At 68.0% G+C, this 24,829-nt stretch carries 19 protein-coding genes and 3 rRNA genes; 19 read left to right on the top strand and 3 right to left on the bottom strand.

Going from position 1 to position 24,829, the window contains the following annotated elements:
- Positions 1-199: 199 nt before the first annotated feature.
- The 14 genes from proC (at position 200) to HEP81_RS17255 (ending at position 15,437) form a co-directional block, all read left to right on the top strand.
- The gene (gene proC, locus HEP81_RS17320; RefSeq protein ID WP_037664338.1) at positions 200-1,012 is read left to right on the top strand and encodes a pyrroline-5-carboxylate reductase; all 813 of its coding nucleotides are present in this window, start codon (positions 200-202) and stop codon (positions 1,010-1,012) included.
- A 641-nt stretch (positions 1,013-1,653) separates the two neighbouring features.
- Positions 1,654-3,178 (top strand): 16S ribosomal RNA (locus HEP81_RS17315).
- 307 nt (positions 3,179-3,485) lie between these two features.
- Positions 3,486-6,607 (top strand): 23S ribosomal RNA (locus HEP81_RS17310).
- 71 nt (positions 6,608-6,678) lie between these two features.
- Positions 6,679-6,795 (top strand): 5S ribosomal RNA (rrf, locus tag HEP81_RS17305).
- Together the 16S, 23S and 5S rRNA genes form the textbook arrangement of a ribosomal RNA operon.
- Positions 6,796-6,913: 118 nt before the next feature.
- A complete protein-coding gene (locus tag HEP81_RS17300; RefSeq protein WP_243279440.1) occupies positions 6,914-7,726 on the top strand; it encodes a DUF3050 domain-containing protein in 813 nt (270 codons plus the stop codon).
- Between the two features lie 9 nt (positions 7,727-7,735).
- Positions 7,736-8,380, top strand: a complete 645-nt coding sequence (locus tag HEP81_RS17295) for an HAD family hydrolase (RefSeq protein WP_037663379.1) — start codon at positions 7,736-7,738, stop codon at positions 8,378-8,380.
- A gap of 105 nt (positions 8,381-8,485) precedes the next feature.
- Positions 8,486-9,232, top strand: a complete 747-nt coding sequence (locus HEP81_RS17290) for a VC0807 family protein (protein WP_037663382.1) — start codon at positions 8,486-8,488, stop codon at positions 9,230-9,232.
- Between the two features lie 23 nt (positions 9,233-9,255).
- Positions 9,256-10,473 carry an MFS transporter gene (locus tag HEP81_RS17285; RefSeq protein ID WP_037663385.1) on the top strand — a complete coding sequence of 406 codons (1,218 nt, stop codon included), beginning with the start codon at positions 9,256-9,258 and terminating at the stop codon, positions 10,471-10,473.
- Positions 10,424-11,596, top strand: coding sequence for an acetoin utilization protein AcuC (locus HEP81_RS17280; RefSeq protein ID WP_078967752.1), 1,173 nt, complete (start codon positions 10,424-10,426; stop codon positions 11,594-11,596). Before HEP81_RS17285 ends, HEP81_RS17280 begins: the two co-directional genes overlap by 50 nt.
- Positions 11,597-11,693: 97 nt before the next feature.
- Positions 11,694-12,491: a phosphatase gene (locus HEP81_RS17275; RefSeq protein ID WP_374193142.1), complete on the top strand. Its 798-nt coding sequence runs from the start codon at positions 11,694-11,696 to the stop codon at positions 12,489-12,491.
- Positions 12,492-12,620: 129 nt separating this feature from the next.
- Positions 12,621-12,833, top strand: a complete 213-nt coding sequence (locus HEP81_RS17270) for a helix-turn-helix domain-containing protein (protein WP_157854661.1) — start codon at positions 12,621-12,623, stop codon at positions 12,831-12,833.
- A gap of 134 nt (positions 12,834-12,967) precedes the next feature.
- Positions 12,968-13,066 carry a 30S ribosomal protein bS22 gene (locus tag HEP81_RS17265; protein WP_003948845.1) on the top strand — a complete coding sequence of 33 codons (99 nt, stop codon included), beginning with the start codon at positions 12,968-12,970 and terminating at the stop codon, positions 13,064-13,066.
- Between the two features lie 215 nt (positions 13,067-13,281).
- Entirely contained in the window at positions 13,282-14,355 is a 1,074-nt protein-coding gene (locus HEP81_RS17260) for an NAD-dependent epimerase/dehydratase family protein (protein WP_037663390.1), read from the top strand.
- Positions 14,356-14,357: 2 nt separating this feature from the next.
- Complete coding sequence (locus HEP81_RS17255; RefSeq protein ID WP_037663392.1) at positions 14,358-15,437, top strand: lysophospholipid acyltransferase family protein; 1,080 nt, start codon at positions 14,358-14,360, stop codon at positions 15,435-15,437.
- An 80-nt stretch (positions 15,438-15,517) separates the two neighbouring features.
- Here HEP81_RS17255 and HEP81_RS17250 read toward each other — a convergent pair whose 3' ends face one another.
- From HEP81_RS17250 to HEP81_RS17240, 3 genes are all read right to left on the bottom strand, one after another.
- Positions 15,518-16,735 carry a DUF5667 domain-containing protein gene (locus HEP81_RS17250; RefSeq protein WP_037663394.1) on the bottom strand — a complete coding sequence of 406 codons (1,218 nt, stop codon included), beginning with the start codon at positions 16,733-16,735 and terminating at the stop codon, positions 15,518-15,520.
- A 247-nt stretch (positions 16,736-16,982) separates the two neighbouring features.
- Positions 16,983-17,777: an ECF subfamily RNA polymerase sigma factor, BldN family gene (locus HEP81_RS17245; RefSeq protein WP_037663396.1), complete on the bottom strand. Its 795-nt coding sequence runs from the start codon at positions 17,775-17,777 to the stop codon at positions 16,983-16,985.
- A gap of 298 nt (positions 17,778-18,075) precedes the next feature.
- A complete protein-coding gene (locus HEP81_RS17240; RefSeq protein ID WP_078967753.1) occupies positions 18,076-19,005 on the bottom strand; it encodes an HAD family hydrolase in 930 nt (309 codons plus the stop codon).
- Positions 19,006-19,124: 119 nt separating this feature from the next.
- Between HEP81_RS17240 and HEP81_RS17235 the strand changes: the two genes are divergently transcribed.
- The 5 genes from HEP81_RS17235 to HEP81_RS17215 all read left to right on the top strand — a co-directional run bounded on the left by HEP81_RS17235 (position 19,125) and on the right by HEP81_RS17215 (position 24,793).
- Positions 19,125-19,415, top strand: a complete 291-nt coding sequence (locus HEP81_RS17235) for a glutaredoxin family protein (RefSeq protein WP_037663399.1) — start codon at positions 19,125-19,127, stop codon at positions 19,413-19,415.
- Positions 19,416-19,696: 281 nt separating this feature from the next.
- The gene (locus HEP81_RS17230) at positions 19,697-20,461 is read left to right on the top strand and encodes a redox-sensing transcriptional repressor Rex (protein ID WP_037663401.1); all 765 of its coding nucleotides are present in this window, start codon (positions 19,697-19,699) and stop codon (positions 20,459-20,461) included.
- Positions 20,458-22,137 (top strand): glutamyl-tRNA reductase, encoded by a 1,680-nt coding sequence (locus HEP81_RS17225; RefSeq protein ID WP_037663404.1) that lies wholly within the window; start codon positions 20,458-20,460, stop codon positions 22,135-22,137. The genes HEP81_RS17230 and HEP81_RS17225 overlap by 4 nt, the downstream gene beginning before the upstream one ends.
- Entirely contained in the window at positions 22,134-23,093 is a 960-nt protein-coding gene (gene hemC, locus HEP81_RS17220; RefSeq protein ID WP_037663406.1) for a hydroxymethylbilane synthase, read from the top strand. Before HEP81_RS17225 ends, hemC begins: the two co-directional genes overlap by 4 nt.
- Positions 23,090-24,793 carry a bifunctional uroporphyrinogen-III C-methyltransferase/uroporphyrinogen-III synthase gene (locus HEP81_RS17215; RefSeq protein ID WP_037663408.1) on the top strand — a complete coding sequence of 568 codons (1,704 nt, stop codon included), beginning with the start codon at positions 23,090-23,092 and terminating at the stop codon, positions 24,791-24,793. The genes hemC and HEP81_RS17215 overlap by 4 nt, the downstream gene beginning before the upstream one ends.
- The last annotated feature ends 36 nt before the right edge of the window (positions 24,794-24,829 follow it).

Genomic DNA, 24,829 nt, shown 5'->3' with positions numbered 1-24,829 from the left:
GTAGACACGAGGCGGGACTCTGGCCGCACCACCTTGAGACAGCGTGTACGCCAGCTGAATGCCACCTGCTGGCCACCGGAACGCCAGACGCGCATCCCCGGGGTGCCGCCCGGCCGCCGTCCGAGCGGGGCGCACCGCGAACGTCCCGCCAACCGGACATACGCCCCGGCCGCATACCCCCGGTGCCAGACTGAACCGCATGACCCAGAAAGTCGCAGTACTCGGCACCGGCAAGATCGGCGAAGCCCTGCTCAGCGGAATGATCCGAGCCGGCTGGGCGCCCGAGGACCTCCTCGTCACCGCCCGCCGTCCCGAACGCGCGGAAGAGCTCCGCGCCCGGCACGGAGTCACCCCGGTCGGCAACACCGAGGCCGCCAAGACCGCCGACACGCTGATCCTCACGGTCAAGCCGCAGGACATGGGCGCCCTGCTCGACGAACTGGCCCCGCACATCCCCGCCGACCGCCTGGTCATCAGCGGCGCCGCAGGCATCCCGACCGCCTTCCTGGAGGAGCGCCTCGCCAAGGGCACTCCGGTGGTCCGCGTCATGACGAACACCCCGGCCCTCGTGGACGAGGCCATGTCCGTCATCTCCCCCGGCACCCACGCCACCCAGCAGCACCTGGCCACCGCCGAGGACATCTTCGGCGCCGTCGGCAAGACGCTCCGTGTGCCCGAGGGCCAGCAGGACGCCTGCACCGCCCTGTCCGGCTCCGGCCCGGCGTACTTCTTCTATCTGGTCGAGGCCATGACCGACGCCGGCATCCTCCTCGGGCTGCCCCGGGACAAGGCCCACGACCTCATCGTCCAGTCCGCCATCGGCGCCGCCGTGATGCTCCGCGACAGCGGCGAACACCCGGTGAAGCTCCGGGAGAACGTCACCTCTCCCGCCGGAACGACGATCAACGCCATCCGCGAGCTGGAGAACCACGGCGTCCGCGCGGCCCTCATCGCCGCCCTGGAGGCCGCCCGGGACCGCAGCCGCGAGCTGGCCTCCGGCACGAAGGACTGACCCTGGCCGGGAGGGACCGGCCGGCGGTTGACACACCTCGGGGGGATCCGTAAGGTACTCCGAGTTGTCCGACGTGAGCGCCGACTCCGGTCGGTCCCCGGACAGCCATTCCGTGAGCACCACCCAACCCGACGCCTCGGCGTCGAACACTTTGGCGTGCGTATTTGCGAAATGAGGAATCCACGTTCGAAAGAACGGGCCCCCGATTAGCTCGGGAGCCGGGAATCCGCTAATGTCTCACTCGTCGGAACGGCCTAACGGCCGGGAAGACAAACCCCGCTGACTGGGGGTCAGACGCCGAAAGGATCTGATAGAGTCGGAACCGCCGGAAAGGGGAACGCGAAAGCGGAAACCTGGAAAGCGCCGAGGAAATCGGATCGAGAAAAGATCTGATAGAGTCGGAAACACCGAAGGGAAGCCCGGAGGAAAGCCCGAGAGGGTGAGTACAAAGGAAGCGACCGTTCCTTGAGAACTCAACAGCGTGCCAAAAGTCAACGCCAGATATGTTGATACCCCGTCTCCGGTCATCACGACCGGGACGTGGTTCCTTTGAAATAAACACAGCGAGGACGCTGTGAACGGTCGGACTATTCCTCCGACCGTTCCGCTCTTCAGTTTGTGCACCGGATTACCGGTAAACATTCACGGAGAGTTTGATCCTGGCTCAGGACGAACGCTGGCGGCGTGCTTAACACATGCAAGTCGAACGATGAAGCCCTTCGGGGTGGATTAGTGGCGAACGGGTGAGTAACACGTGGGCAATCTGCCCTGCACTCTGGGACAAGCCCTGGAAACGGGGTCTAATACCGGATATGACCATCTTGGGCATCCTTGATGGTGTAAAGCTCCGGCGGTGCAGGATGAGCCCGCGGCCTATCAGCTTGTTGGTGAGGTAATGGCTCACCAAGGCGACGACGGGTAGCCGGCCTGAGAGGGCGACCGGCCACACTGGGACTGAGACACGGCCCAGACTCCTACGGGAGGCAGCAGTGGGGAATATTGCACAATGGGCGAAAGCCTGATGCAGCGACGCCGCGTGAGGGATGACGGCCTTCGGGTTGTAAACCTCTTTCAGCAGGGAAGAAGCGAAAGTGACGGTACCTGCAGAAGAAGCGCCGGCTAACTACGTGCCAGCAGCCGCGGTAATACGTAGGGCGCAAGCGTTGTCCGGAATTATTGGGCGTAAAGAGCTCGTAGGCGGCTTGTCACGTCGATTGTGAAAGCTCGGGGCTTAACCCCGAGTCTGCAGTCGATACGGGCTAGCTAGAGTGTGGTAGGGGAGATCGGAATTCCTGGTGTAGCGGTGAAATGCGCAGATATCAGGAGGAACACCGGTGGCGAAGGCGGATCTCTGGGCCATTACTGACGCTGAGGAGCGAAAGCGTGGGGAGCGAACAGGATTAGATACCCTGGTAGTCCACGCCGTAAACGGTGGGAACTAGGTGTTGGCGACATTCCACGTCGTCGGTGCCGCAGCTAACGCATTAAGTTCCCCGCCTGGGGAGTACGGCCGCAAGGCTAAAACTCAAAGGAATTGACGGGGGCCCGCACAAGCGGCGGAGCATGTGGCTTAATTCGACGCAACGCGAAGAACCTTACCAAGGCTTGACATACACCGGAAAGCATTAGAGATAGTGCCCCCCTTGTGGTCGGTGTACAGGTGGTGCATGGCTGTCGTCAGCTCGTGTCGTGAGATGTTGGGTTAAGTCCCGCAACGAGCGCAACCCTTGTCCCGTGTTGCCAGCAGGCCCTTGTGGTGCTGGGGACTCACGGGAGACCGCCGGGGTCAACTCGGAGGAAGGTGGGGACGACGTCAAGTCATCATGCCCCTTATGTCTTGGGCTGCACACGTGCTACAATGGCCGGTACAATGAGCTGCGATACCGTGAGGTGGAGCGAATCTCAAAAAGCCGGTCTCAGTTCGGATTGGGGTCTGCAACTCGACCCCATGAAGTCGGAGTCGCTAGTAATCGCAGATCAGCATTGCTGCGGTGAATACGTTCCCGGGCCTTGTACACACCGCCCGTCACGTCACGAAAGTCGGTAACACCCGAAGCCGGTGGCCCAACCCCTTGTGGGAGGGAGCTGTCGAAGGTGGGACCAGCGATTGGGACGAAGTCGTAACAAGGTAGCCGTACCGGAAGGTGCGGCTGGATCACCTCCTTTCTAAGGAGCACTTCTTACCGGGCTCTGCTCGGTCAGAGGCCAGTACATCAGCGAATGTCTGATGCTGGTTGCTCATGGGTGGAACGTTGACTACTCGGCACACTTCGGATGATGAGAACGCCAGTACTGCTTCGGCGTGGAACGCGGATCTTGTCAGCGAGGGGTGTCGGGCACGCTGTTGGGTGTCTGAGGGAATGATCTGATCTTCTCCTCAGTCGCCGGCCCCAGTGCACTCACCAGTTTGGCTGGTGGGGTGATGGGTGGCTGGTCGTTGTTTGAGAACTGCACAGTGGACGCGAGCATCTGTGGCCAAGTTTTTAAGGGCGCACGGTGGATGCCTTGGCACCAGGAACCGATGAAGGACGTGGGAGGCCACGATAGTCCCCGGGGAGTCGTCAACCAGGCTTTGATCCGGGGGTTTCCGAATGGGGAAACCCGGCAGTCGTCATGGGCTGTCACCCGCTGCTGAACACATAGGCAGTGTGGAGGGAACGAGGGGAAGTGAAACATCTCAGTACCCTCAGGAAGAGAAAACAACCGTGATTCCGGGAGTAGTGGCGAGCGAAACCGGATGAGGCCAAACCGTATGCGTGTGAGACCCGGCAGGGGTTGCGTGTGCGGGGTTGTGGGATCTCTCTTCTACGGTCTGCCGGCCGTAGGGCGAGTTATAAACCGTTGATGTAGACGAAGGACATGCGAAAGGTCCGGCGTAGAGGGTAAGACCCCCGTAGTCGAAATGTCAGCGGCTTGCTTGAGAGACACCCAAGTAGCACGGGGCCCGAGAAATCCCGTGTGAATCTGGCGGGACCACCCGCTAAGCCTAAATATTCCCTGGTGACCGATAGCGGATAGTACCGTGAGGGAATGGTGAAAAGTACCCCGGGAGGGGAGTGAAATAGTACCTGAAACCGTGTGCCTACAAGCCGTGGGAGCGTCGGAAACACTTCGGTGTTTCTCGTGACTGCGTGCCTTTTGAAGAATGAGCCTGCGAGTTTGCGGTGTGTTGCGAGGTTAACCCGTGTGGGGAAGCCGTAGCGAAAGCGAGTCCGAACAGGGCGATTCAGTAGCACGCTCAAGACCCGAAGCGGAGTGATCTAGCCATGGGCAGGTTGAAGCGGAGGTAAGACTTCGTGGAGGACCGAACCCACCAGGGTTGAAAACCTGGGGGATGACCTGTGGTTAGGGGTGAAAGGCCAATCAAACTCCGTGATAGCTGGTTCTCCCCGAAATGCATTTAGGTGCAGCGTCGTGTGTTTCTTGCCGGAGGTAGAGCACTGGATAGGCGATGGGCCCTACCGGGTTACTGACCTTAGCCAAACTCCGAATGCCGGTAAGTGAGAGCACGGCAGTGAGACTGTGGGGGATAAGCTCCATGGTCGAGAGGGAAACAGCCCAGAGCATCGACTAAGGCCCCTAAGCGTACGCTAAGTGGGAAAGGATGTGGAGTCGCACAGACAACCAGGAGGTTGGCTTAGAAGCAGCCACCCTTGAAAGAGTGCGTAATAGCTCACTGGTCTAGTGATTCCGCGCCGACAATGTAGCGGGGCTCAAGCGTACCGCCGAAGTCGTGTCATTGCAGCGATAAGCCCCAACGGGTGCTGTGATGGGTAGGGGAGCGTCGTCTGCCGGGTGAAGCAGCACCGGAAGGTAGTTGTGGACGGTTGACGAGTGAGAATGCAGGCATGAGTAGCGATACACACGTGAGAAACGTGTGCGCCGATTGACTAAGGGTTCCTGGGTCAAGCTGATCTGCCCAGGGTAAGTCGGGACCTAAGGCGAGGCCGACAGGCGTAGTCGATGGATAACCGGTTGATATTCCGGTACCCGCTGTGAAGCGTCAAACATCGAGCATCGTGATGCTAAGGCCGTGAAGCCGCCCTGATCTCTTCGGAGTTGAGGGGAGTGGTGGAGCCGCTGAACCAAGCGGTTAGTAGGTGAGTGATGGGGTGACGCAGGAAGGTAGTCCATCCCGGGCGGTGGTTGTCCCGGGGTAAGGGTGTAGCCCGAGTGGTAGGTAAATCCGCCATTCATATAAGGGTGAGACCTGATGCCGAGCCGATTGTGGTGAAGTGGATGATCCTATGCTGTCGAGAAAAGCCTCTAGCGAGTTTCATGGCGGCCCGTACCCTAAACCGACTCAGGTGGTCAGGTAGAGAATACCGAGGCGTTCGGGTGAACTATGGTTAAGGAACTCGGCAAAATGCCCCCGTAACTTCGGGAGAAGGGGGGCCACACCTGGTGAGAACACTTGCTGTTCGAGCTGGGGGTGGCCGCAGAGACCAGCGAGAAGCGACTGTTTACTAAAAACACAGGTCCGTGCGAAGCCGTAAGGCGATGTATACGGACTGACGCCTGCCCGGTGCTGGAACGTTAAGGGGACCGGTTAGCTCCATTTCGGTGGGGCGAAGCTGAGAACTTAAGCGCCAGTAAACGGCGGTGGTAACTATAACCATCCTAAGGTAGCGAAATTCCTTGTCGGGTAAGTTCCGACCTGCACGAATGGCGTAACGACTTCTCGACTGTCTCAACCATAGGCCCGGTGAAATTGCACTACGAGTAAAGATGCTCGTTTCGCGCAGCAGGACGGAAAGACCCCGGGACCTTTACTACAGTTTGATATTGGTGTTCGGTTCGGCTTGTGTAGGATAGCTGGGAGACTTTGAAGCTCATACGCCAGTGTGGGTGGAGTCGTCGTTGAAATACCAGTCTGGTCGTGCTGGATGTCTAACCTGGGTCCGTGATCCGGATCAGGGACAGTGTCTGATGGGTAGTTTAACTGGGGCGGTTGCCTCCTAAAGGGTAACGGAGGCGCCCAAAGGTTCCCTCAGCCTGGTTGGTAATCAGGTGTTGAGTGTAAGTGCACAAGGGAGCTTGACTGTGAGACCGACGGGTCGAGCAGGGACGAAAGTCGGGACTAGTGATCCGGCGGTGGCTTGTGGAAGCGCCGTCGCTCAACGGATAAAAGGTACCCCGGGGATAACAGGCTGATCTTCCCCAAGAGTCCATATCGACGGGATGGTTTGGCACCTCGATGTCGGCTCGTCGCATCCTGGGGCTGGAGTCGGTCCCAAGGGTTGGGCTGTTCGCCCATTAAAGCGGTACGCGAGCTGGGTTTAGAACGTCGTGAGACAGTTCGGTCCCTATCCGCTGTGCGCGTAGGAGTCTTGAGAAGGGCTGTCCCTAGTACGAGAGGACCGGGACGGACGAACCTCTGGTGTGCCAGTTGTTCTGCCAAGGGCATGGCTGGTTGGCTACGTTCGGGAGGGATAACCGCTGAAAGCATCTAAGCGGGAAGCCTGCTTCGAGATGAGGACTCCCACCCACTTGATGGGGTAAGGCTCCCAGTAGACGACTGGGTTGATAGGCCGGATCTGGAAGCCAGGTAACTGGTGGAGGTGACCGGTACTAATAGGCCGAGGGCTTGTCCTCAGTTGCTCGCGTCCACTGTGTTGGTTCTGAAACCACGAACAACCATTTGCTGGTTGATAGTTTCATAGTGTTTCGGTGGTTATAGCGTTAGGGAAACGCCCGGTTACATTCCGAACCCGGAAGCTAAGCCTTTCAGCGCCGATGGTACTGCAGGGGGGACCCTGTGGGAGAGTAGGACGCCGCCGAACAATTTTTAGGGAGACCCCCGCACCGTTGGTGCGGGGGTTTTCTGCGTTCCGGGACAATTTCAGAGGCAATATCCGGGACACGCAGTGTCCTCCGAAGAGTTCGGCACGTTATCAGCCCATGACGATGTCCCGTTATAAGTCCTCCGTCGAGCACCCCGGTGTCCTCGCGCTGAAAGAGCACATCGCGGCCGTCCGTACCGAGGTCACCGGTCACCCCCTCTACACGAGCTTCCGCAGCCGCCGGGACGTCGCGGTGTTCATGGAGCACCACGCCTTCGCCGTATGGGACTTCATGTCCTTGCTGAAGAGTCTCCAGCGGCAGCTGACCTGCACCAGCGTGCCGTGGGTGCCGCAGGGCCCGGTCGCCTCCCGCCGGCTGATCAACGAGATCACCCTGGTGGAGGAGAGCGACGAACTGGGTGAGGGATTCATCTCCCACTTCGAGCTGTACCGGGCCGCGATGGACGACGCCGGCGCCGACCCCGGACCGCTGGACGCCTTCCTCGACCTGATCCGGTCCGGCACCCCCGTCCCCAAGGCCCTCGTGGCCGCGGAAGCGCCGCTCCCGGTGCGGGACTTCGTCGGCGCGACCTGGAGCGTCATCGAGACCGCCCCGGTGCACATCCAGGCCGCGGTGTTCGCCTTCGGACGCGAGGACCTGATCCCGGAGATGTTCGAGCAGGTCGTCCGCATCGGTGACCGCGACGGAAGCCTCGCCAAGTTCAAGAACTACCTCCAACGGCACATCGAGGTCGACGCCGACGAGCACACCCCCATGGCCATGCGCATGCTGGTCGACCTCTGCGGCGACGACAGCCGGAAATGGGAGGAGTGCGCCCACGCGGTCCGCGAGGCGCTGGGCGAGCGGGCCCGGTTCTGGGACGCCATCCTGCGGCAGCTCCGCGAAGGAGCCCTGGTCACCGGCTCTTAGGCTGGGGTCATGCGCTATGACCTGATCATCTTCGACAACGACGGCGTCCTGGTGGACAGCGAGCCGATCTCCAACCGGCATCTGGCGGCCTACCTCACCGAGCTGGGGATCGAGACGTCGTACGAGGACTCGCTGCGCGACTACATGGGCTCGGCGATGCACCGGGTGCACGATCTCGTCCTGGAGCGCACCGGACAGCGGCTGCCCGCCGACTTCGACGATGTCTTCCACGCGCGTGTCTTCGCCGCGTTCGAGCGGGAGTTGGGGCCCGTGCCGGGCGCCGCCGAGGTGCTGGAGAAGCTGGCCGCGGACGGGGTGCCGTACTGCGTGGCCTCCTCCGGGAGCCATCAGCGGATCAGGGTGGGGCATCGCACCACCGGGCTCGACCGGTGGTTCCAGGAGGAGCGGATCTTCAGCTCGCAGGACGTCGGCAAGGGCAAGCCCGCGCCCGACCTCTTCCTGTACGCGGCCGAGCGGATGGGTGTCGCCCCCGGCCGGTGCGCGGTCGTGGAGGACTCCCCGCTGGGCGTCCAGGCGGCCGTGGCGGCCGGGATGGACGTGTACGGGTTCACCGCGATGACCCCGGCCGAACGGCTCACCGGCGCCACCCAACTGTTCGCGGACCTGGGGGAGTTGCCCGACCTGCTGAAATGACCCGCGGTATGACCCGTGCCATCCGCCGGTGCCTGACATCTGTCATGCCGTCGTCCGGACGAACGTTTCTACCGGCGCACCCCCGCCGGACGGGAAGCTGAGGGCATGACGAAGAACACGGGGAACCACAGCCGGAACACGCGGCAGAACCCGAGCATGCTGGACAACCTCCGGCCGCTCATCATCGATGTGGCCGTGCCCATCGGGGCGTACTACGTCCTCAAGGACGGCCTCGGCGCGAGCACCGTCGCGGCGCTCGCCTGGAGCAGTGTGGTCCCGGCGGTGCGCACCGTGTGGGGCCTGGTGCGCGAGCGCCGGGCCAACGCGCTGGCCTGCCTGATCCTGGTGGTCAACCTCGTCTCCCTGCTGGTGAGCACGCTCGCCGGGGACCCGCGGCTGATGCTCGCCAAGGACGGCGCGGTCAGCAGCACCGTCGGCATCGGCATCCTGGTCTCGGTCCGGCTCGGCCGGCCGATGATGACCACCGCGGTGATGCCCTTCCTGGTGAAGGGGGACGCGGTCAAGGAGGCCGCCTGGCAGCGGCTGACCGGCGGCACCTCGGTGCGCTCCGCGGACTTCCGGCGGCGGGAGCGGCTGTTCTCCCTCGTCTGGGGCGTGGCCCTGCTCGCCGAGTGCGTCGCCCGGGTCGTCGGCGCCTACACCGTCCCCGTGGACACCATGGTCTGGCTCGGCACCGTCGTCCTGATCGCCACGATGGTGGTCGCCTTCCGGGTCAGCGGGGTGCTGGCCGCGGGCCCGATGGAGCGGCTGCTGGAGGCGGAGGTCGCCGCCGGAACCGCCACCGTCGAAGCTGAAGGAAATTCACCTTTGGCGATGTCTACCCACAAGTAAGCCGGGGCCCTACGCTCGCCGCCATGACTGAACTGCTGCGGCGAGGCAGGGCCTCTTTGGCGTTCGCCTTCTTCGCCCAGGGCGCCGCCTTCGCCCTGCTGGTGACGCGCATCCCCGCCATCCAGGACCGGTACGGCATCTCCGATGCCCTGCTACCGGTCTTTCTGGCTGCCGTGCCGGTGCTCGCGGGCGTCGGCAGTGTCACCACCGAGCAGTTGGTCAAGCGGGTCCGGCCCAGCCGGCTGCTGCGCTGGTCCCAGCCGGTGGTGCTGCTCGCGCTGCTGGCCGCGGGGGCGGGCGGGCAGGGGCAGTTGGCCGCGGTGGCGGTGGCGCTCGGTGTGTTCGGGCTGTCGGTGGGGATGCTGGACGCCTCGATGAACATGCTCGGGGTCAGCCTCCAGCGGTCGTACGGACGCAGCATCATGCTCAGCTTCCACGCCGTGTACAGCTTGGGCGGCATCGTCGGGGCCTCGCTCGCCTGGGCCGGGGCGCACTGGCAGCTCGCGCTGTGGGTGTCGTACCTGCCGGTGGTGGCCGTCCTGCTGCCGGCGACGCTCGTGGGCAGCCGGTGGTACGTCGACGGGGACGCGGCGGCGCCGGTGGCGCAGGGCAGCGGCGGCGGGGGCGTGGTCTTCAAGCTGCTGCTGCCGCTGTGCCTGGTGATGACCTTCGCGTACATCGGGGACTCGACGGTCTCCAACTGGAGCGCGAAGTACCTGAAGGACGTGCTGGGCAGCTCGGAGCAGCTGGCGACGGTGCCGTACAACGTGTACATGGTGACCACGCTGGTCGGGCGGGCCCTGGGGGACTTCGGGGTACGGCGGTTCGGCGCGGCGGCGGTCGTACGGCTCGGGGCGCTGGTGGCGGCCGCCGGGTTCGCGGTGGTGGCGGTGGCGCCCGGGGCATGGGTGGGGATGCTCGGGTTCACGCTGCTGGGACTTGGGCTGTGCGTGCTGGTGCCGGGGACCTTCGCGGCGGCGGGCCGGCTGTTCCCCGGGGCGTCGGACGCGGCGGTCGCGCGGCTGAACATCTTCAATTACGTCGGATTCCTGGTCGGATCGCCGTTGGTGGGCGCGGTGGGAGACGCCTGGAGCTATCGCGGGGCGATGCTGCTGCCGATGGTGTTGGTGCTGGTGACGCTCGTGTACGCCAGGTCGTTCGCGACGAGTGGGGGCCGATACGGTGGCGGGCATGAGTGGCCGCGCACAGCTGATGTGGGACGAGGCAGTAACGGGCTATGACTTCGGCCCCGGGCATCCGATGGACCCGGTACGGCTGGCGCTGACCCGGAAGCTGGTCGGTGCCCTGGGAGTCGACCGGGAGCTGGAGATCGTCGCGGCGAAGCCGGCCGGGGAGTCCACGCTGCGCCTCGTCCACCGGGACGACTACATCGAGGCGGTCAAGGCCGCCTCCGCGGACCCGGCGGGCGCCGACACCTCGTACGGGCTCGGGACGCTGGACGATCCCGCGTTCGCCGGGATGCACGAGGTGTCCGCGCTGATCGCGGGGCAGTCGGTGGCGGCGGCGGAGGCGGTGTGGCGGGGAGAGGTCCTGCACGCCGTGAACTTCACCGGCGGACTGCACCACGCGATGCCGGGGGCCGCGTCCGGGTTCTGTGTGTACAACGACGCGGCGCTCGCCATCGCCCGGCTGCTGGAGCTGGGCGTCGAGCGGGTCGCGTACGTGGATGTGGACGTGCACCACGGGGACGGGGTGCAGGCCGCGTTCTGGGAGGACCCGCGGGTGCTGACGATCTCGGTGCACGAGCATCCCCGCACGCTGTTCCCGCAGTCCGGGTGGCCGCAGGAGACCGGCGCCGGGGCAGGGGAGGGGGCCGCGGTGAATCTGCCGCTGCCGGCCGGGACGGGCGACGCGGGGTGGGTGCGGGCGTTCCACGCGGTGGTGCCCGAACTGCTCGCGGACTTCCGGCCGCAGGTGCTGGTCTCCCAGCACGGGGCCGACACGCACTTCGAGGATCCGCTCGCGCATCTCGCGGTCTCGCTGGACGCGCAGCGGGCGGTGCAACTGGCCTGCCATGAGCTGGCGCACGAGTACGCCGACGGGAAGTGGGTCGCGCTGGGCGGCGGCGGTTACGCGGTGGTGGACGTCGTGCCCCGCTCCTGGACGCATCTCGTGGCCATCGCGGCGGGGCGGCCGGTCGCCCCGGAGACGGTGATCCCCGAGGGCTGGCGCCAGGAGGTCTACGCCCGCACCCGCGAGCTGGCTCCCCAGCGGATGACGGACGGCCGCTGGCCGGTCTCCTGGGCGTCGTGGGAGGGGGGTTACGACCCCGCCGACCGCCTCGACCAGTCCGTCCTGGCGACCCGCCGCGCGGCGTTCCCCCTGCGGGGCCTGCTCCCCTAGGGAAGTCCAGTAGTCCCCTGGGGCCTGTTACGCCAACCGTGCGCAAATCCCTCGGTATTTCCCTTACCGGGCAAGCCGATGCGCCACCATCGCAAGCGTGTTGACCTACCTGTCCGCCGCCCGGCTGGCCGGGGTCGTCGAGACCCCCCGGGAGCGGAGTCTGCGGAGGTACCGTCAGTTCGCGGCCCGCGATCCCCGGGTGCTGCTCGGGATCGACCCGCAAGGGGCCTGGGGTGAGCCGGAGTTGCTCGGGCTGATGGCGCGCAGGTGTGGTGTTTCGGCCGATCCTCGGCAGCGCTCGGGGCCGGATGTGATCGATCCGGCGCGGACGCTCGCCGCGCTGGATGCCTTCGCGGAAAGACTCGCGGCGGCCGCGCGGCGTCACGCACCGGTGCTGTTCGGCACCGGGCACCCGCGCTCGCTGCTGGGTTTCTACGCCGCCCTCGCGGACGCCCTCTCGGCGGCGGGATGTGAGGTCCTCACCCCGGCGCAGGGTCGCTGTGTCGACATATTGACCCAGTTCGGTCTACGTACGCATCGCATCGACTACGTACGACGCGTCGCGTTGGTGCGGGAAACCGAGGGCGGGCGCCCCGGTTGTGAGCCTGGCGCGCACTGTCATTCGCCGCTGCCGGTCAGGGTCGTCCTTCAGGCCGCCGCGGCCGCCGGCGGCCCGCTTCCCGAACTGGTCGTCGGCGACCACGGCTGGCTCTGCGGCGCAGGTCAGCTGGGGTTCGAGGCGATCGGCCCGGCCGACTCCGACGATCCGGCGCCGTTCGTCGGGCAGGCGGAGGGCGCCGTCCGGGTCGTCGTACCCCTGGACGACGGAGTCCGGTCTAGTCACTACCTGCCACTCACCCGCTACGTACTCAAACGCGCGTGTCTGTCACAGTAGGCCGCCGATGGGTGCACCTCTTCCCCACTCGCATCACCCGCACCTAGTCTGGGGAGTGAGCACGCAACGACGAAGAGTCACCGGAAGGGGAAGCCGGTGGCCGTCGAGTGCGGAAGGTTCAGGTGTGTCATGGCTGTAACCGGCGAGAGGCCTCTGAACGAGGTTCAGTTCCTGACCGTGGCGGAGGTCGCCACGGTGATGCGAGTGTCGAAGATGACCGTGTACCGCCTGGTGCACAGCGGTCATCTGCCCGCGATCCGGGTGGGGCGGTCCTTCCGCGTCCCCGAGCAAGCGGTTCACGAGTACCTCCGCGACAGCTATGTGGGGGTGGAGACGGCCTGACGATCCCCTCCGGGGGATCCCCGGAGACCCTCGATTACGACCTCAGCGCTCGGTTGGGTAGGCTAGCCCCTCGTAGGTCGTGTGGGCCCATGGCGCCCAAACAACCGAGTGATGAGAAGTGAGCGAGGGTAGTCGTGGGCTCTGTTATCAAGAAGCGGCGCAAGCGGATGGCCAAGAAGAAGCACCGCAAGCTGCTCAAGCGCACGCGCGTTCAGCGCCGCAACAAGAAGTAAGCGGCGACGCGAGAGCGTGTTCTGTGGCCCCCCATCGGCAATGATGGGGGGCCACAGGTGTATCCCGGGTGACCCGGTGGCGATCCGGCCGACACCGGCCGGGGAATTTCCGTCACCTCGCGCAGCGGGCAGTCATCACAGCGCAACACCCACCCGCTAAGTTGGCCCCCACGGGGAACGCGGAACATGCGTAACGCGGAAGGAAGGCGCTGATCTTGGGCAAGGTCGTGCTCGTCACCGGGGTCGCCCGGCAGCTGGGCGGCCGGTTCGTGCGGCGGATCCAGCGGGACCCGGAGGTCGAGCGGGTGATCGCGGTGGACGCGGTACCGCCCGCGCACCAGTTGGGCGGGGCCGACTTCATCCAGGCCGACATCCGGCAGCCGACCATGGCCAGAGTGCTCGCCGAGACCGGCGCCGACACCGTCGTACACCTCGATGTCACCGGCACCGCGCTGGGCGGCGGCAACCGCGCCACGGTCAAGGAGACCAATGTCATCGGCACCATGCAGCTGCTCGGTGCCTGCCAGAAGTCGCCGGCGGTGCGGCGGCTGGTGATCAAGTCCAGCACCAATGTGTACGGCTCCGCGCCGCGCGATCCGGCCGTGTTCACGGAGACCACCCCGGCCAAGTCGCTGCCCAGCGGCGGGTTCGCGAAGGACACCGTCGAGGTCGAGGGGTATGTGCGCGGGTTCGCCCGGCGGCGGCCCGATGTGGCCGTGTGCGTGCTGCGGTTCGCCAACATCCTCGGTCCGTCCGCCGACACCCCGCTCGCCTCGTACTTCGCGCTGCCGGTGCTGCCGACCGTGTTCGGCTACGACCCGCGGCTCCAGTTCGTGCACGAGGACGACGTGGTGGAGGTGCTGCGGCTGGCCTCGCACGAGCCGCGCCGGGGCACCCTCAACAGCGGCACGTTCAATATCGCCGGGGACGGGGTGCTGCTGCTCTCGCAGTGCTCCCGGCGGCTCGGGCGGCCCACCGTGCCCCTGCTGCTGCCCGCGGTCACCTGGGCCGGCTCCCTGGTCCGTACGCTGGGTATGACGGACTTCTCACCGGAGCAGTTCAGGCTGCTGACCCATGGGCGGGTCGTGGACACCGTCCAGATGCGCGAGACGCTGGGGTTCACGCCCCGTTATACGACGGCGGAGGCGTTCGCGGACTTCGCCCGGGGCCAGGGCGCGGGGCTGCTGCCGCCGGAGGCCGTCGCGGGAGCCGTCGACCGGATCGCCGCGCTCGCCCTGCCGGACGGCGGCCGGCCCACGACGCAGAGCGCCGACCGAGGAGCGCGGTAACGATGGCGGACGCCAAGGTCATTCCCTTCGACGACGACCGGTCCCGGGGGAGCGGGAGCGGCAGTGGTCCACAGCGGTCCGGGAGACGGCGGGGCGCGGGCGGCCGGCGCGGCGGCCGCGGCGACGCCGGGGCCGGTGAGCTGGGTGAGGTGCAGCGGCTGCCGGGGCGGGGGCCGGCGGCGGAGGACGGCCCGGTGGGCGAGGACGAGCGGCCGGTGGACCGGCCCGTGCCCGCTGACGAGGGCGGCCTGGAGCGGCGGGTGGCGGCCGGACTGTCCTTCCTGCGGCGCCGGCTGACCGGGGACTACGAGGTCGACGACTTCGGGTACGACGCGGAGCTGACCGACCAGGTCCTGATGTCGCTGCTGCGCCCGGTGTACGAGAAGTACTTCCGGGTCGAGGTGAAGGGCGTCGAGAACATCCCGGACAAGGGCGGGGCGCTGATCGTCGCCAACCACTCCGGGACGCTGCCGCTGGACGGGCTGATGATGCAGGTCGCGGTCCATGACCACCATCCGGCCGACCGGCATCTGCGGCTGCTCGCGGCGGACCTGGTGTTCGTGCTGCCGGTGGTCAACGAGCTGGCGCGCAAGCTCGGACACACCCTGGCGTGCGCGGAGGACGCGGAACGGCTGCTGGAGCAGGGCGAGCTGGTGGGGGTGATGCCCGAGGGGTTCAAGGGCATCGGGAAGCCCTTCAGCGAGCGGTACAAGCTTCAGCGGTTCGGGCGGGGCGGCTTTGTGTCGACGGCGATGCGGCAGGGGGTGCCGATCATTCCGTGCTCGATCGTCGGGGCGGAGGAGATCTATCCGATGATCGGCAACGCGAAGACGGTCGCGCGGGTGCTGGGCATCCCGTACTTCCCGCTGACCCCGACCTTCCCCTGGCTCGGGCCGCTGGGCGCGGTGCCGCTGCCGACGAAGTGGACGATCCAGTTCGGCGAGCCGATCCCGACGGACGGGTATCCGCCGGAGGCGGCCGAGGACCCGATGCTGATGTTCAACCTCACGGACCAGGTGCGGGAACAGATCCAGCACACCCTGTACAAGCTGCTGGTCCAGCGGCGATCGGTCTTCTTCTAGCCCGCGGTACGGCTTCTGGCCGCGGTACGACGACGAGGGCGCCCCCGCTCGGGTGGGGGCGCCCTTGCTGTCGTACTTCCCTAGTTCGCCTGGTCGTTGTCGATCCCCAGTCCCGGGAGGAGGCCCGGGAGGAGCGGGGGGAGGGTGACGTCGGGGGCGGTGGCCGGGGGTTTGGTGGTGGGCGGGGTGCTGCTGTCGCCACTGGACTTCGGCGGGTCGAGCAGGCCGCCGGTGCTGCCGCCGAGCAGCCCGTCCCCGGTGCTCTCGCTGGCCCTGCCGGTCGGGTGCCCGGTGGTGCCGTGACCGGTGGCCGGGGCGCTGTGGCGCGGCGGGGTCGAGCGAGGGGTGCCGGGGGACGCCGAGCCGGAGCCCCGGTGCCTGCCGTCGCCGCCCTGGGAGGACTGCTGCGGCAGCAGGGACTGCAACGGGGCGACCTCCTGGTCTATGGCGTCGAACACCGACGACACCTGCTGTTTGACGTCTCCGAGCTGCACCGGCAGCTTGTCGCTCAGCGCGCTCCATGCCTCGCGGTGGGACCGGGAGAACGCGGACAGCGCCTGGATCGGGCCCAGCTGGTCCGGATCGGCCTCATAGGCCGCGTGCAGCAGCCGGTGGCCCTCGGTGACGTCGTGCTGCATCCCGGACAGGGTGCGGCGGATCTCGCCGATGGACTCATGGTCGAGATGGCCGCCGCGGCCGCGCTCCAGCAGCCGGCGGGCCTCGCCGAGCCGGGTGGAGGCCTGGTCGAGGTAGACCTGGCCGCGCTGGTCCTCGCCATTGCTCAGATAGTCGAGCTTGAAGTCCTCGATGCCGCGTTTCAGTCCGTACAGCGAGTCGCCGGGCAGGGCGTGGGAGCTGGCGGCGGCGACTCCGCCGAAGGCTCCCGCGGCCACGCCCACGCTGAGTCCGCCGGCCGCGAGGCCCTTGGTCAGCCTGGTCCGCGGCCGGAGTTTGCCCAGCGGGCTCGCCCGGTGCGCGCCCCTGCCCTTCGCTTCGCTCCCCCTTTGTTCCGGTACGGTCGGCTCCGCCCCGGTCCCCTCCTGGAGCATGGCCTCCATCGCGGCCACCAGCTGTGCGCGCTGGACGACCTTGACGTCGGGGTCGAGCTGCGGCCTGGGCAGCGCGCCGAGTCCGTCCGCGAGGGCCAGCAGACGGCCCTGCTCGGTCAGTTCCTCGGTGGTCGGCGGGGAACCCGCCGGTTCGTCGGACTGCTCGGCCGCCGTGTCCCGGTCGGGCTGCTCCTCCAGGGCCTGGGCGAAGGCGTTCGCCCGCCGGTGCGCCGATACGTTCGCGATCACTGGCGGCACCTCCTCTCGTCATGACGGTCGACTCCCCAGGGGGTCCTGAGGGTTGCACGCCCCCGGCCACTCCACCCGATCGAGCGATGGGCTGGCCGGGAGGTGACCACAGGGAGCCTGTATCCCGCACAACGACTGGCGCGGCACTTGGGTTACGGACCCCGATCGATCCGTGCGGAAAGTCAACGTGCCTTTACGGAAGGTGAGTTGGCGGTCGCCCGGAGTGGCGGGCCGGGGGCGGGGGCTTTCAGCGGGCGTCGTCCGGCAGCAGCCGGGCGAGGGTGCGCACCGCGCGGTACTGGAGGGTCTTGATCGCGCCCTCGTTCTTGCCCATGACCCGGGCGGTCTCCGCGACCGAGAGGCCCTGGAGGAAGCGGAGCGTCACGCACTCCTGCTGCTGCGGGTTGAGGCGTCGTACGGCGTCCAGGAGCGCGGCGTTCGACAGGGACTCCAGGACGGAGTCCTCCGGTGAGCGCTCGACCTCGTTGGCGTCCAGCATCTCGCCGGTGGTGACCTCCAGCCGGAAGCGGCTGGACTTGAAGTGGTCGGCGACGAGGTTGCGGGCGATCGTCACCAGCCAGGCGCCGAAGTCGCGGCCCTGCCAGGTGAAGGTGCCGATCCGGCGCAGGGCGCGCAGAAAGGTCTCGCTGGTCAGGTCCTCGGCGGTGGCGCGGCCGCCCACCCGGTAGTAGATGTACCGGTAGACGGTGTCGCTGTACTGGTCGTACAACCGCCCGAAGGCCTCGGCCTCGCCCGCCTGGGCGCGCTCGACCAGATCCATCATCCGGGCGCTGTCGCTGTCGGCGGCCGGCCGGCGGGCGGTGGTGGCGCCGCCGCCCGCGCCCGCGGGGCGGCCGCGTCTGGCGATGGCGGCGCCGCCGTCGGCCAGTGCGTAGCACGGGCCCGTGGGCGCGGCGATGGCGAAGGCGGGGACGGTGAGCGCGGTGGGGACGAGGCCGCGCAGCAGCGTCTCTTTGACCGTTGCGACAGTTGCGCGCAGCGTAGCCAGGCCCGAGGCGTCAACCCCGACGTGTGGGTACACGGGACTCCCAGAGGCAGAGCTTTCATCACGTGCAGTGCGGAACCGTTCACCCGTCGTAGCGACGGAGGGGTACCGGTTTGCGTCTGAGGAGAATAACGCTTCGTGCAGGCCCTGCTACACCGAGTTGCTCAAATCACCGATTGCGTCGTATCTGTAACCGATTGTTGCCCTATCCCGTTCCGCAATCTGATCACTTCTTGACCGAAAAAGGGCGTGTTTGGGCGAACTCCAGGACATCTTGAAATGGCCGCGGCATAATTCCGGGCGCGTGGAGGGCCGAGGCCCCGTCGGCGAACAGCTACCGGCGTCGGCGACTCAAAGCGATCGCCGCCGCAGTGCCACCGGCCACCGCGCCGACACCCGCCGCCGCCGGAATCCCCACCTTCGCCGCCTTGCGCCCCGTGCGATAGTCCCGAAGCCGCCAGTCCTTCTCCCGCGCGTGCTTGCGCAGCTTCGCGTCCGGGTTGATGGCGTACGGGTGGCCGACGAGCGACAGCATCGGGATGTCGTTGTGGCTGTCGCTGTACGCCGCGCAGCGGGCGAGGTCCAGCCCCTCCGCCGAGGCCAGCGCGCGCACCGCCTCCGCCTTGGCGGGCCCGTGCAGCGGCTCGCCGACCAGCCGGCCGGTGTAGATGCCGTCCACCGACTCCGCGACCGTACCGAGCGCCCCGGTCAGACCCAGTCGGCGCGCGATCACCGTGGCGATCTCCACCGGCGCAGCCGTGACCAGCCAGACCTTCTGTCCGGCGTCCAGGTGCGCCTGGGCGAGCGCGCGGGTGCCCGGCCAGATGCGGTCGGCCATGTACTCGTCGTAGATCTCCTCGCCGATGGTCTGGAGCTCGACGACGCGATGGCCCTTGACGATGGACAGCGCCGAGTCGCGGGCGTCCTGCATGTGCTCGGGGTCCTCGACCCCGGCCAGCCGGAACCACGCCTGCTGCCAGGCGAAGCGTGCCAGGTCGCGGGTCTCGAAGAACTTCCGCTTGTACAGGCCGCGTCCGAAGTGGAAGATCGCGGCGCCCTGCATCACGGTGTTGTCGAGGTCGAAGAAGGCGGCCGCGCTGGTGTCGCCGATCACCGGGAAGGCCGGTTCCTCCGCGTCGGTCCGCGCGGTCTCCTGTGCCTCCTCCGAGGACTTGCGGGCGGCCTCGGCCGAGGCCTCGCCTGCCAACACGCTCCGCGCCGTGGCGGAGCGCCTACGGGGAGTGAGCCATCCGAGAGCGGCCATGTCGTGAGCATAGCCAGTCTGTTCGGTGCTTCCGGAGCCGGAAGGTTCAAAGACCGTGAACTCCGGGTGAGGCAAGGGTTAAACCCGGTGTGCCGGGGCGGCGCGCGAGAATGGCCGGTATGAGTCCACTCTTCCGACGTAGCGGCGACAAGAGCGCGAAGACCGAGCCCGGCGAGCGGCTGGTCACCCTGATCCGCAAGCCCGGCTGCCATCTGTGCGACGACGCGCAGGCCGTGATCGAGAAGGTCTGCGGGGAACTCGGGGTGCCGTGGGACCAGAAGGACATCAGCGAGGACAAGGCGCTGTACGACCGGTACTGGGAGCAGATCCCCGTCGTACTGGTCGACGGTGAGCAGCACACCTTCTGGCGCGTGAACGCCGATCGACTCCGCAAAGCACTGACCGACTAGTCCAACTGGTCCCGAAAGTCGCTTAGGATCTACGGGCGGTTTGGTCTCGGGGGCGGGATTCGTGAGGAGCGTGTGCGGTTTTGCCCCCAGTAACGAAGGCACGCCGGTGTGTGCCCGCCGGTTCCCGCCAACGGCGCGAAAGGTGCGTGACCCCGGTCACTTCTGCCGGGCAAATCGGACACCATCTTTGTGCACGCGTTCACAAAGACATAGCCTGCTGTCGACGGGGCGGTCTGGGGACGTATGACCGCCTGCAGCCCCGCTCTACCATCAGGAGCACCGTGGCAACTGGCCGAACACACCGACCGGCGACCCGCAGCCGAGGGATTCCCGAGGCCACCGTCGCCAGGCTTCCGCTGTACCTCCGAGCCCTGACCGCGCTGTCCGAGCGCTCGGTACCCACGGTCTCCTCCGAGGAGCTGGCCGCGGCCGCGGGGGTCAACTCCGCCAAGCTGCGCAAGGACTTCTCTTACCTGGGCTCCTACGGAACGCGCGGTGTCGGCTACGACGTGGAGTATCTCGTCTACCAGATCTCCCGCGAACTCGGCCTCACCCAGGACTGGCCGGTTGTCATCGTCGGTATCGGTAACCTCGGCGCCGCCCTCGCCAACTACGGCGGGTTCGCCTCCCGCGGCTTCCGGGTGGCCGCGTTGATAGACGCGGACCCGGGCCTGACCGGCAAGCCGGTCGCGGGCATCCCGGTGCAGCACACCGACGACCTCGAAAAGATCATCAAGGACGACCGGGTCTCCATCGGCGTCATCGCCACCCCGGCCGGCGCCGCCCAGCAGGTCTGCGACCGGCTCGTGGCCGCCGGGGTCACCTCCATCCTGAACTTCGCGCCGACCGTGCTGTCCGTGCCGGACGGCGTCGACGTGCGCAAGGTCGACCTGTCGATCGAACTCCAGATCCTCGCCTTCCACGAGCAGCGCAAGTCCGGTGAGGAGACCGCGGCCGGCGACGGTGGCAAGGCCGCCGCCGTCACCCCCCGCGACGACGCCGACCAGGGACCCGACGGGGACGTACCCGCCGTGATGCCCGCATGAGCCTCCTCGTCGTCGGACTGAGCCACCGCAGCGCCCCGGTCAGCGTGCTGGAGCGGGCGGCGCTGAACGCGGACGCCCAGACCAAGCTGCTGCACGACACGGTCGCCGCCGAGCCCGCCACCGAGGCCGCGGTGCTCGCCACCTGCAACCGCATCGAGCTGTACGCCGACGTGGACAAGTTCCACGCGGGTGTCGCCGAGCTGTCCACGCTGCTCGCCCAGCACAGCGGCGTCGGCCTGGAGGAACTGACCCCCTACCTGTACGTCCACTACGAGGACCGGGCCGTCCACCACCTCTTCTCGGTGGCCTGCGGACTGGACTCGATGGTCGTCGGCGAGGGCCAGATCCTCGGCCAGATCAAGGACTCCCTGGCCCGCGCCCAGGACCTGCACACCGCGGGCAAGCTGCTGAACGACCTGTTCCAGCAGGCCCTGCGGGTCGGCAAGCGCGCCCACTCCGAGACCGGCATCGACCGCGCGGGCCAGTCCCTGGTCACCTTCGGCCTGGAGCAGCTGGCCGGGGGCGGCGACGTCCAGCGGTGGGCGGCCGGGCGCCGGGCGCTGGTGATCGGCGCCGGTTCGATGTCCTCGCTGGCCGCCGCCACGCTCGCGCGGGCCGGGGTCGCCGAGATCGTCGTGGCCAACCGCACCTTCGACCGTGCCGAGCGCCTCGCCGAGATCCTTCAGGAGGCCGACGACAACGCGGTGACCGCCCGTGCGGTACGGATGAACGCCGTGCCGGACGAGCTGACACGTGCCGACGTCGTCGTCTCCTGTACCGGGGCGACGGGCCTGGTGCTCACGGCGGAGTCGGTCGCACAGGCCGTCGAGGGCCGCACCGGACAGCCGCCGGTCACCGAGCCCGGTTTCACGGCCGTAAAGCCCGAGGCCCCGCAGCCCACCGCCGACGAGAACTGCCCCCTGGACCTGGCCGCGGCGCAGCCCGGCTTCTCCGTCCTGGGCGAGGCCGCCGTGGCCGGGATGGACGCGGCCACGCTGGAGCAGCACGCGACCTGGGCGGCCGGGGGCAACACGCGCCCGGCGGGTGGCCGTACCACCGAGTCCGCCGAGGTGGACGCCGAGCTGATCACCGCGCTCGCCGCGACCGCCGCCACCGTGGGCCGGATCCCCGAGCGGCGCCGCCCCGAGCCGGTCGCCGAGCGTCCCGCGCCCGTCGTCTTCCTCCTCGACCTGGCCATGCCGCGCGACATCGACGCAGCCGTGCACCGCCTCGCCGGGGTGCGCCTGGTGGACATCGAGTCGCTCGCCGAGGCCTCCGCCGACGCTCCGATGGCGGCCGACGTGGACCAGGTGCGGCGTATCGTCTCCGACGAGGTCGCGGCCTTCGGGGCGGCCATGCGGGCGGCGCACATCACGCCGACCGTGGTCGCGCTGCGCACCATGGCCGCGGATGTCGTCGCCGCCGAGATCGCGCGGCTGCACGGCCGCCTGCCCGACCTGGACGACCGCCAGCGCGGCGAGATCCGCCAGGCCGTGCACCGGGTCGTCGACAAGCTGCTGCACGCGCCGACCGTGCGGATCAAGCAGCTCGCGGCCGAGCCCGGTGGCACCGGGTACGCGGACGCGCTGCGCACCCTGTTCGACCTCGACCCCGAGACGGTCGCCTCCGTCTCCCGGGCCGAGGACAGCACAGAAACGAAGGACCGACCGGCATGAGTGACAAGGCACTGCGACTGGGAACCAGGCGGAGCAAGCTCGCCATGGCCCAGTCCGGTCAGGTGGCGGAGACCGTCCGCCGGGTGACCGGGCGACCGGTCGAGCTGGTCGAGATCACGACGTACGGCGACACCTCCCGCGAGCACCTCGCGCAGATCGGCGGCACCGGCGTCTTCGTCACGGCGCTGCGCGACGCGCTGGTGCGCGGCGAGGTCGACTTCGCAGTTCACTCGCTCAAGGACCTCCCCACGGCCGAGCCCGAGGACCTGGTCCTGGCCGCCCTGCCGGTGCGCGAGGACCCGCGGGACGTGCTCGTCGCGCGCGACGACCTGAAGTTCACCGACCTGCCGCGCGGCGCCCGCATAGGCACCGGCTCCCCGCGCCGCATGGCCCAGCTGAACGCGTACGCCCGCGCCCACGGACTGGACATAGAGACGGTCCCGATCCGCGGCAACGTGGACACCCGCATCCGGTACGTCCGCGACGGCGAGCTGGACGCGGTCGTCCTGGCCGCCGCCGGACTCCACCGGATCGGCCGCATCGAAGAGGTGACCGACTTCCTGTCGGTCGACACGGTTCTGCCCGCCCCCGGCCAGGGGGCCCTGGCGATCGAGTGCGCCGCCCAGCGCGCGGACCTGATCGCGGCGCTCGGCGAGCTCGACGACCCGTTCACACGGGCCGCCGTGACCGCCGAGCGGTCACTGCTCGCCGCCCTGGAGGCCGGTTGCAGCGCACCTGTGGGTGCGTTGGCCGACTTGTTGGAGGGCGGGCAGTTTGTCAAGGAAATGCGCCTGCGCGCCGTCGTCGGGACCACCGACGGCACCCGCATGGTGCAGTTGTCCACCACCGGTCCCGTGCCCCAGACGCACGAAGGTGCGCTGGCACTCGGTAGCGAACTCGCCGCCGAGATGCTGGCCCAGGGCGCGGCCGGTCTGATGGGGGAGCGAGCACATTGAGCCCCACCGCCCTTCCTGCCGCCGGTCCGGAACACGGGCACGTCACCTTCCTCGGTGCCGGACCCGGGGATCCGGGACTGCTGACTCTGCGCGCCGTGGAGGCACTGTCGAACGCGGACGTCCTGATCGCCGAGCCCGAGGTGCTCGATGTGATCCGGACGCACGCGCGGCAGGGCGTCTCCGTCGTGCACACCGACGGGAACCTCTCCACGTCGCCACCGGGCACGCCGCAGCTCACGGTCGTTGACGGCACGTCAACCACCGCCGCTGCCCCGTCTCCTGCCCGGGATGCCGCTCATCTTGTCATGGAGGCCGCGCGGGGCGGCAGGCGGGTCGTGCGTGCGGTCTCGGGTGACCCCGGGCTCGACACGGACGCCGCCGAGGAGATGCTGGCGTGCGCCGCGGCCGGGGTGCCCTTCGAGGTGGTACCCGGTGTCGCCGCCGCGGTGGGTGTGCCGGCGTACGCCGGTGTGCCGCTGCGGGACGCGGACGGCGCGGACGTCCGGTTCGTGGACGCCCGTACCGCCTCGGACCGCTGCTGGACCGAGGTCGGCGCCTCCGACGGCACGGTGGTCGTCTCCACGACCCTGGACGCGGTGGCCGCCGCGGCGGGCGAGCTGGTCTCGGCCGGCCGCAAGCCGGACACCCCGCTGACGGTCACCGTCGCCGGTACGACGACGCGCCAGCGCACCTGGTCCGCGACGCTCGGCACCATCGCGCAGACGCTGAAGCAGGCGAAGGTGCTGCCCTCGCCGGACGGTGGCCGCCCGGTGATAGCGGTGGTCGGCGAGCGTTCCGCCGCCGCCCGGCGCGACCAGCTCTCGTGGTTCGAGTCCAAGCCGCTGTTCGGCTGGAAGGTGCTCGTGCCGCGCACGAAGGAACAGTCGGCGGCGCTCTCCGAGCAGCTGCGGTCCTACGGCGCGGTGCCGCACGAGGTCCCCACCATCGCGGTGGAGCCGCCGCGCACGCCCCAGCAGATGGAGCGCGCGGTCAAGGGCCTGGTCACCGGCCGCTACGAGTGGATCGCCTTCACGTCGGTCAACGCGGTGAAGGCGGTGCGGGAGAAGTTCGAGGAGTACGGCCTTGACGCTCGGGCTTTTGCGGGTATCAAGGTGGCTGCGGTGGGCGAGCAGACGGCTCGCGCGCTGATCGCCTTCGGCGTGAAGCCGGACCTGGTCCCGAGCGGCGAGCAGTCGGCCGCCGGTCTGCTGGAGGACTGGCCCCCCTACGACCCGGTCTTCGACCCGATCGACCGTGTCTTCCTCCCGCGCGCGGACATCGCCACGGAGACCCTGGTGGCCGGTCTGATCGAGCTGGGCTGGGAGGTCGACGACGTCACGGCCTACCGCACCGTGCGCGCCTCGCCCCCGCCGGCCGAGACCCGCGAGGCGATCAAGGGCGGCGGCTTCGACGCGGTCCTGTTCACCTCGTCCTCCACGGTCCGCAACCTGGTCGGCATCGCGGGCAAGCCGCACAACGTGACGGTGATCGCCTGCATCGGCCCCGCGACGGCGAAGACGGCCGAGGAACACGGCCTCCGCGTCGACGTCATGGCCCCGGAACCCTCGGTCGCGAAACTGGCCGAGGCCCTGGCCGACTTCGGCGCGAAGCGCCGCGACGCGGCGCTGGAGTCGGGCGACCCGGTGACCCGCCCGAGCGAGCGCCGACCGGGGGCGCGGAGGCGTCGTTCGACGACCTGACGTTTCTCGCGGCCCTTCGCCCACCCGCCCACCCGA

Source organism: Streptomyces griseofuscus (assembly GCF_014673495.1).
Lineage (GTDB): Bacteria > Actinomycetota > Actinomycetes > Streptomycetales > Streptomycetaceae > Streptomyces > Streptomyces murinus.
Note: the sequence above shows the minus strand (reverse complement) of the source record. Positions and strands in the feature narration are given on the sequence as shown.

What these genes read in the sequence shown, in the direction of transcription:
- HEP81_RS17240 (WP_078967753.1), bottom strand. Translation starts at nt 19,005, where the DNA reads ATGGCCGCTCTCGGATGGCTCACTCCCCGTAGGCGCTCCGCCACGGCG.
- HEP81_RS17295 (WP_037663379.1), top strand. Translation starts at nt 7,736, where the DNA reads ATGCGCTATGACCTGATCATCTTCGACAACGACGGCGTCCTGGTGGAC.
- HEP81_RS17255 (WP_037663392.1), top strand. Translation starts at nt 14,358, where the DNA reads ATGGCGGACGCCAAGGTCATTCCCTTCGACGACGACCGGTCCCGGGGG.
- HEP81_RS17300 (WP_243279440.1), top strand. Translation starts at nt 6,914, where the DNA reads ATGACGATGTCCCGTTATAAGTCCTCCGTCGAGCACCCCGGTGTCCTC.
- HEP81_RS17270 (WP_157854661.1), top strand. Translation starts at nt 12,621, where the DNA reads ATGGCTGTAACCGGCGAGAGGCCTCTGAACGAGGTTCAGTTCCTGACC.
- hemC (WP_037663406.1), top strand. Translation starts at nt 22,134, where the DNA reads ATGAGTGACAAGGCACTGCGACTGGGAACCAGGCGGAGCAAGCTCGCC.
- HEP81_RS17225 (WP_037663404.1), top strand. Translation starts at nt 20,458, where the DNA reads ATGAGCCTCCTCGTCGTCGGACTGAGCCACCGCAGCGCCCCGGTCAGC.
- HEP81_RS17280 (WP_078967752.1), top strand. Translation starts at nt 10,424, where the DNA reads ATGAGTGGCCGCGCACAGCTGATGTGGGACGAGGCAGTAACGGGCTAT.
- HEP81_RS17290 (WP_037663382.1), top strand. Translation starts at nt 8,486, where the DNA reads ATGACGAAGAACACGGGGAACCACAGCCGGAACACGCGGCAGAACCCG.
- HEP81_RS17285 (WP_037663385.1), top strand. Translation starts at nt 9,256, where the DNA reads ATGACTGAACTGCTGCGGCGAGGCAGGGCCTCTTTGGCGTTCGCCTTC.
- HEP81_RS17235 (WP_037663399.1), top strand. Translation starts at nt 19,125, where the DNA reads ATGAGTCCACTCTTCCGACGTAGCGGCGACAAGAGCGCGAAGACCGAG.
- proC (WP_037664338.1), top strand. Translation starts at nt 200, where the DNA reads ATGACCCAGAAAGTCGCAGTACTCGGCACCGGCAAGATCGGCGAAGCC.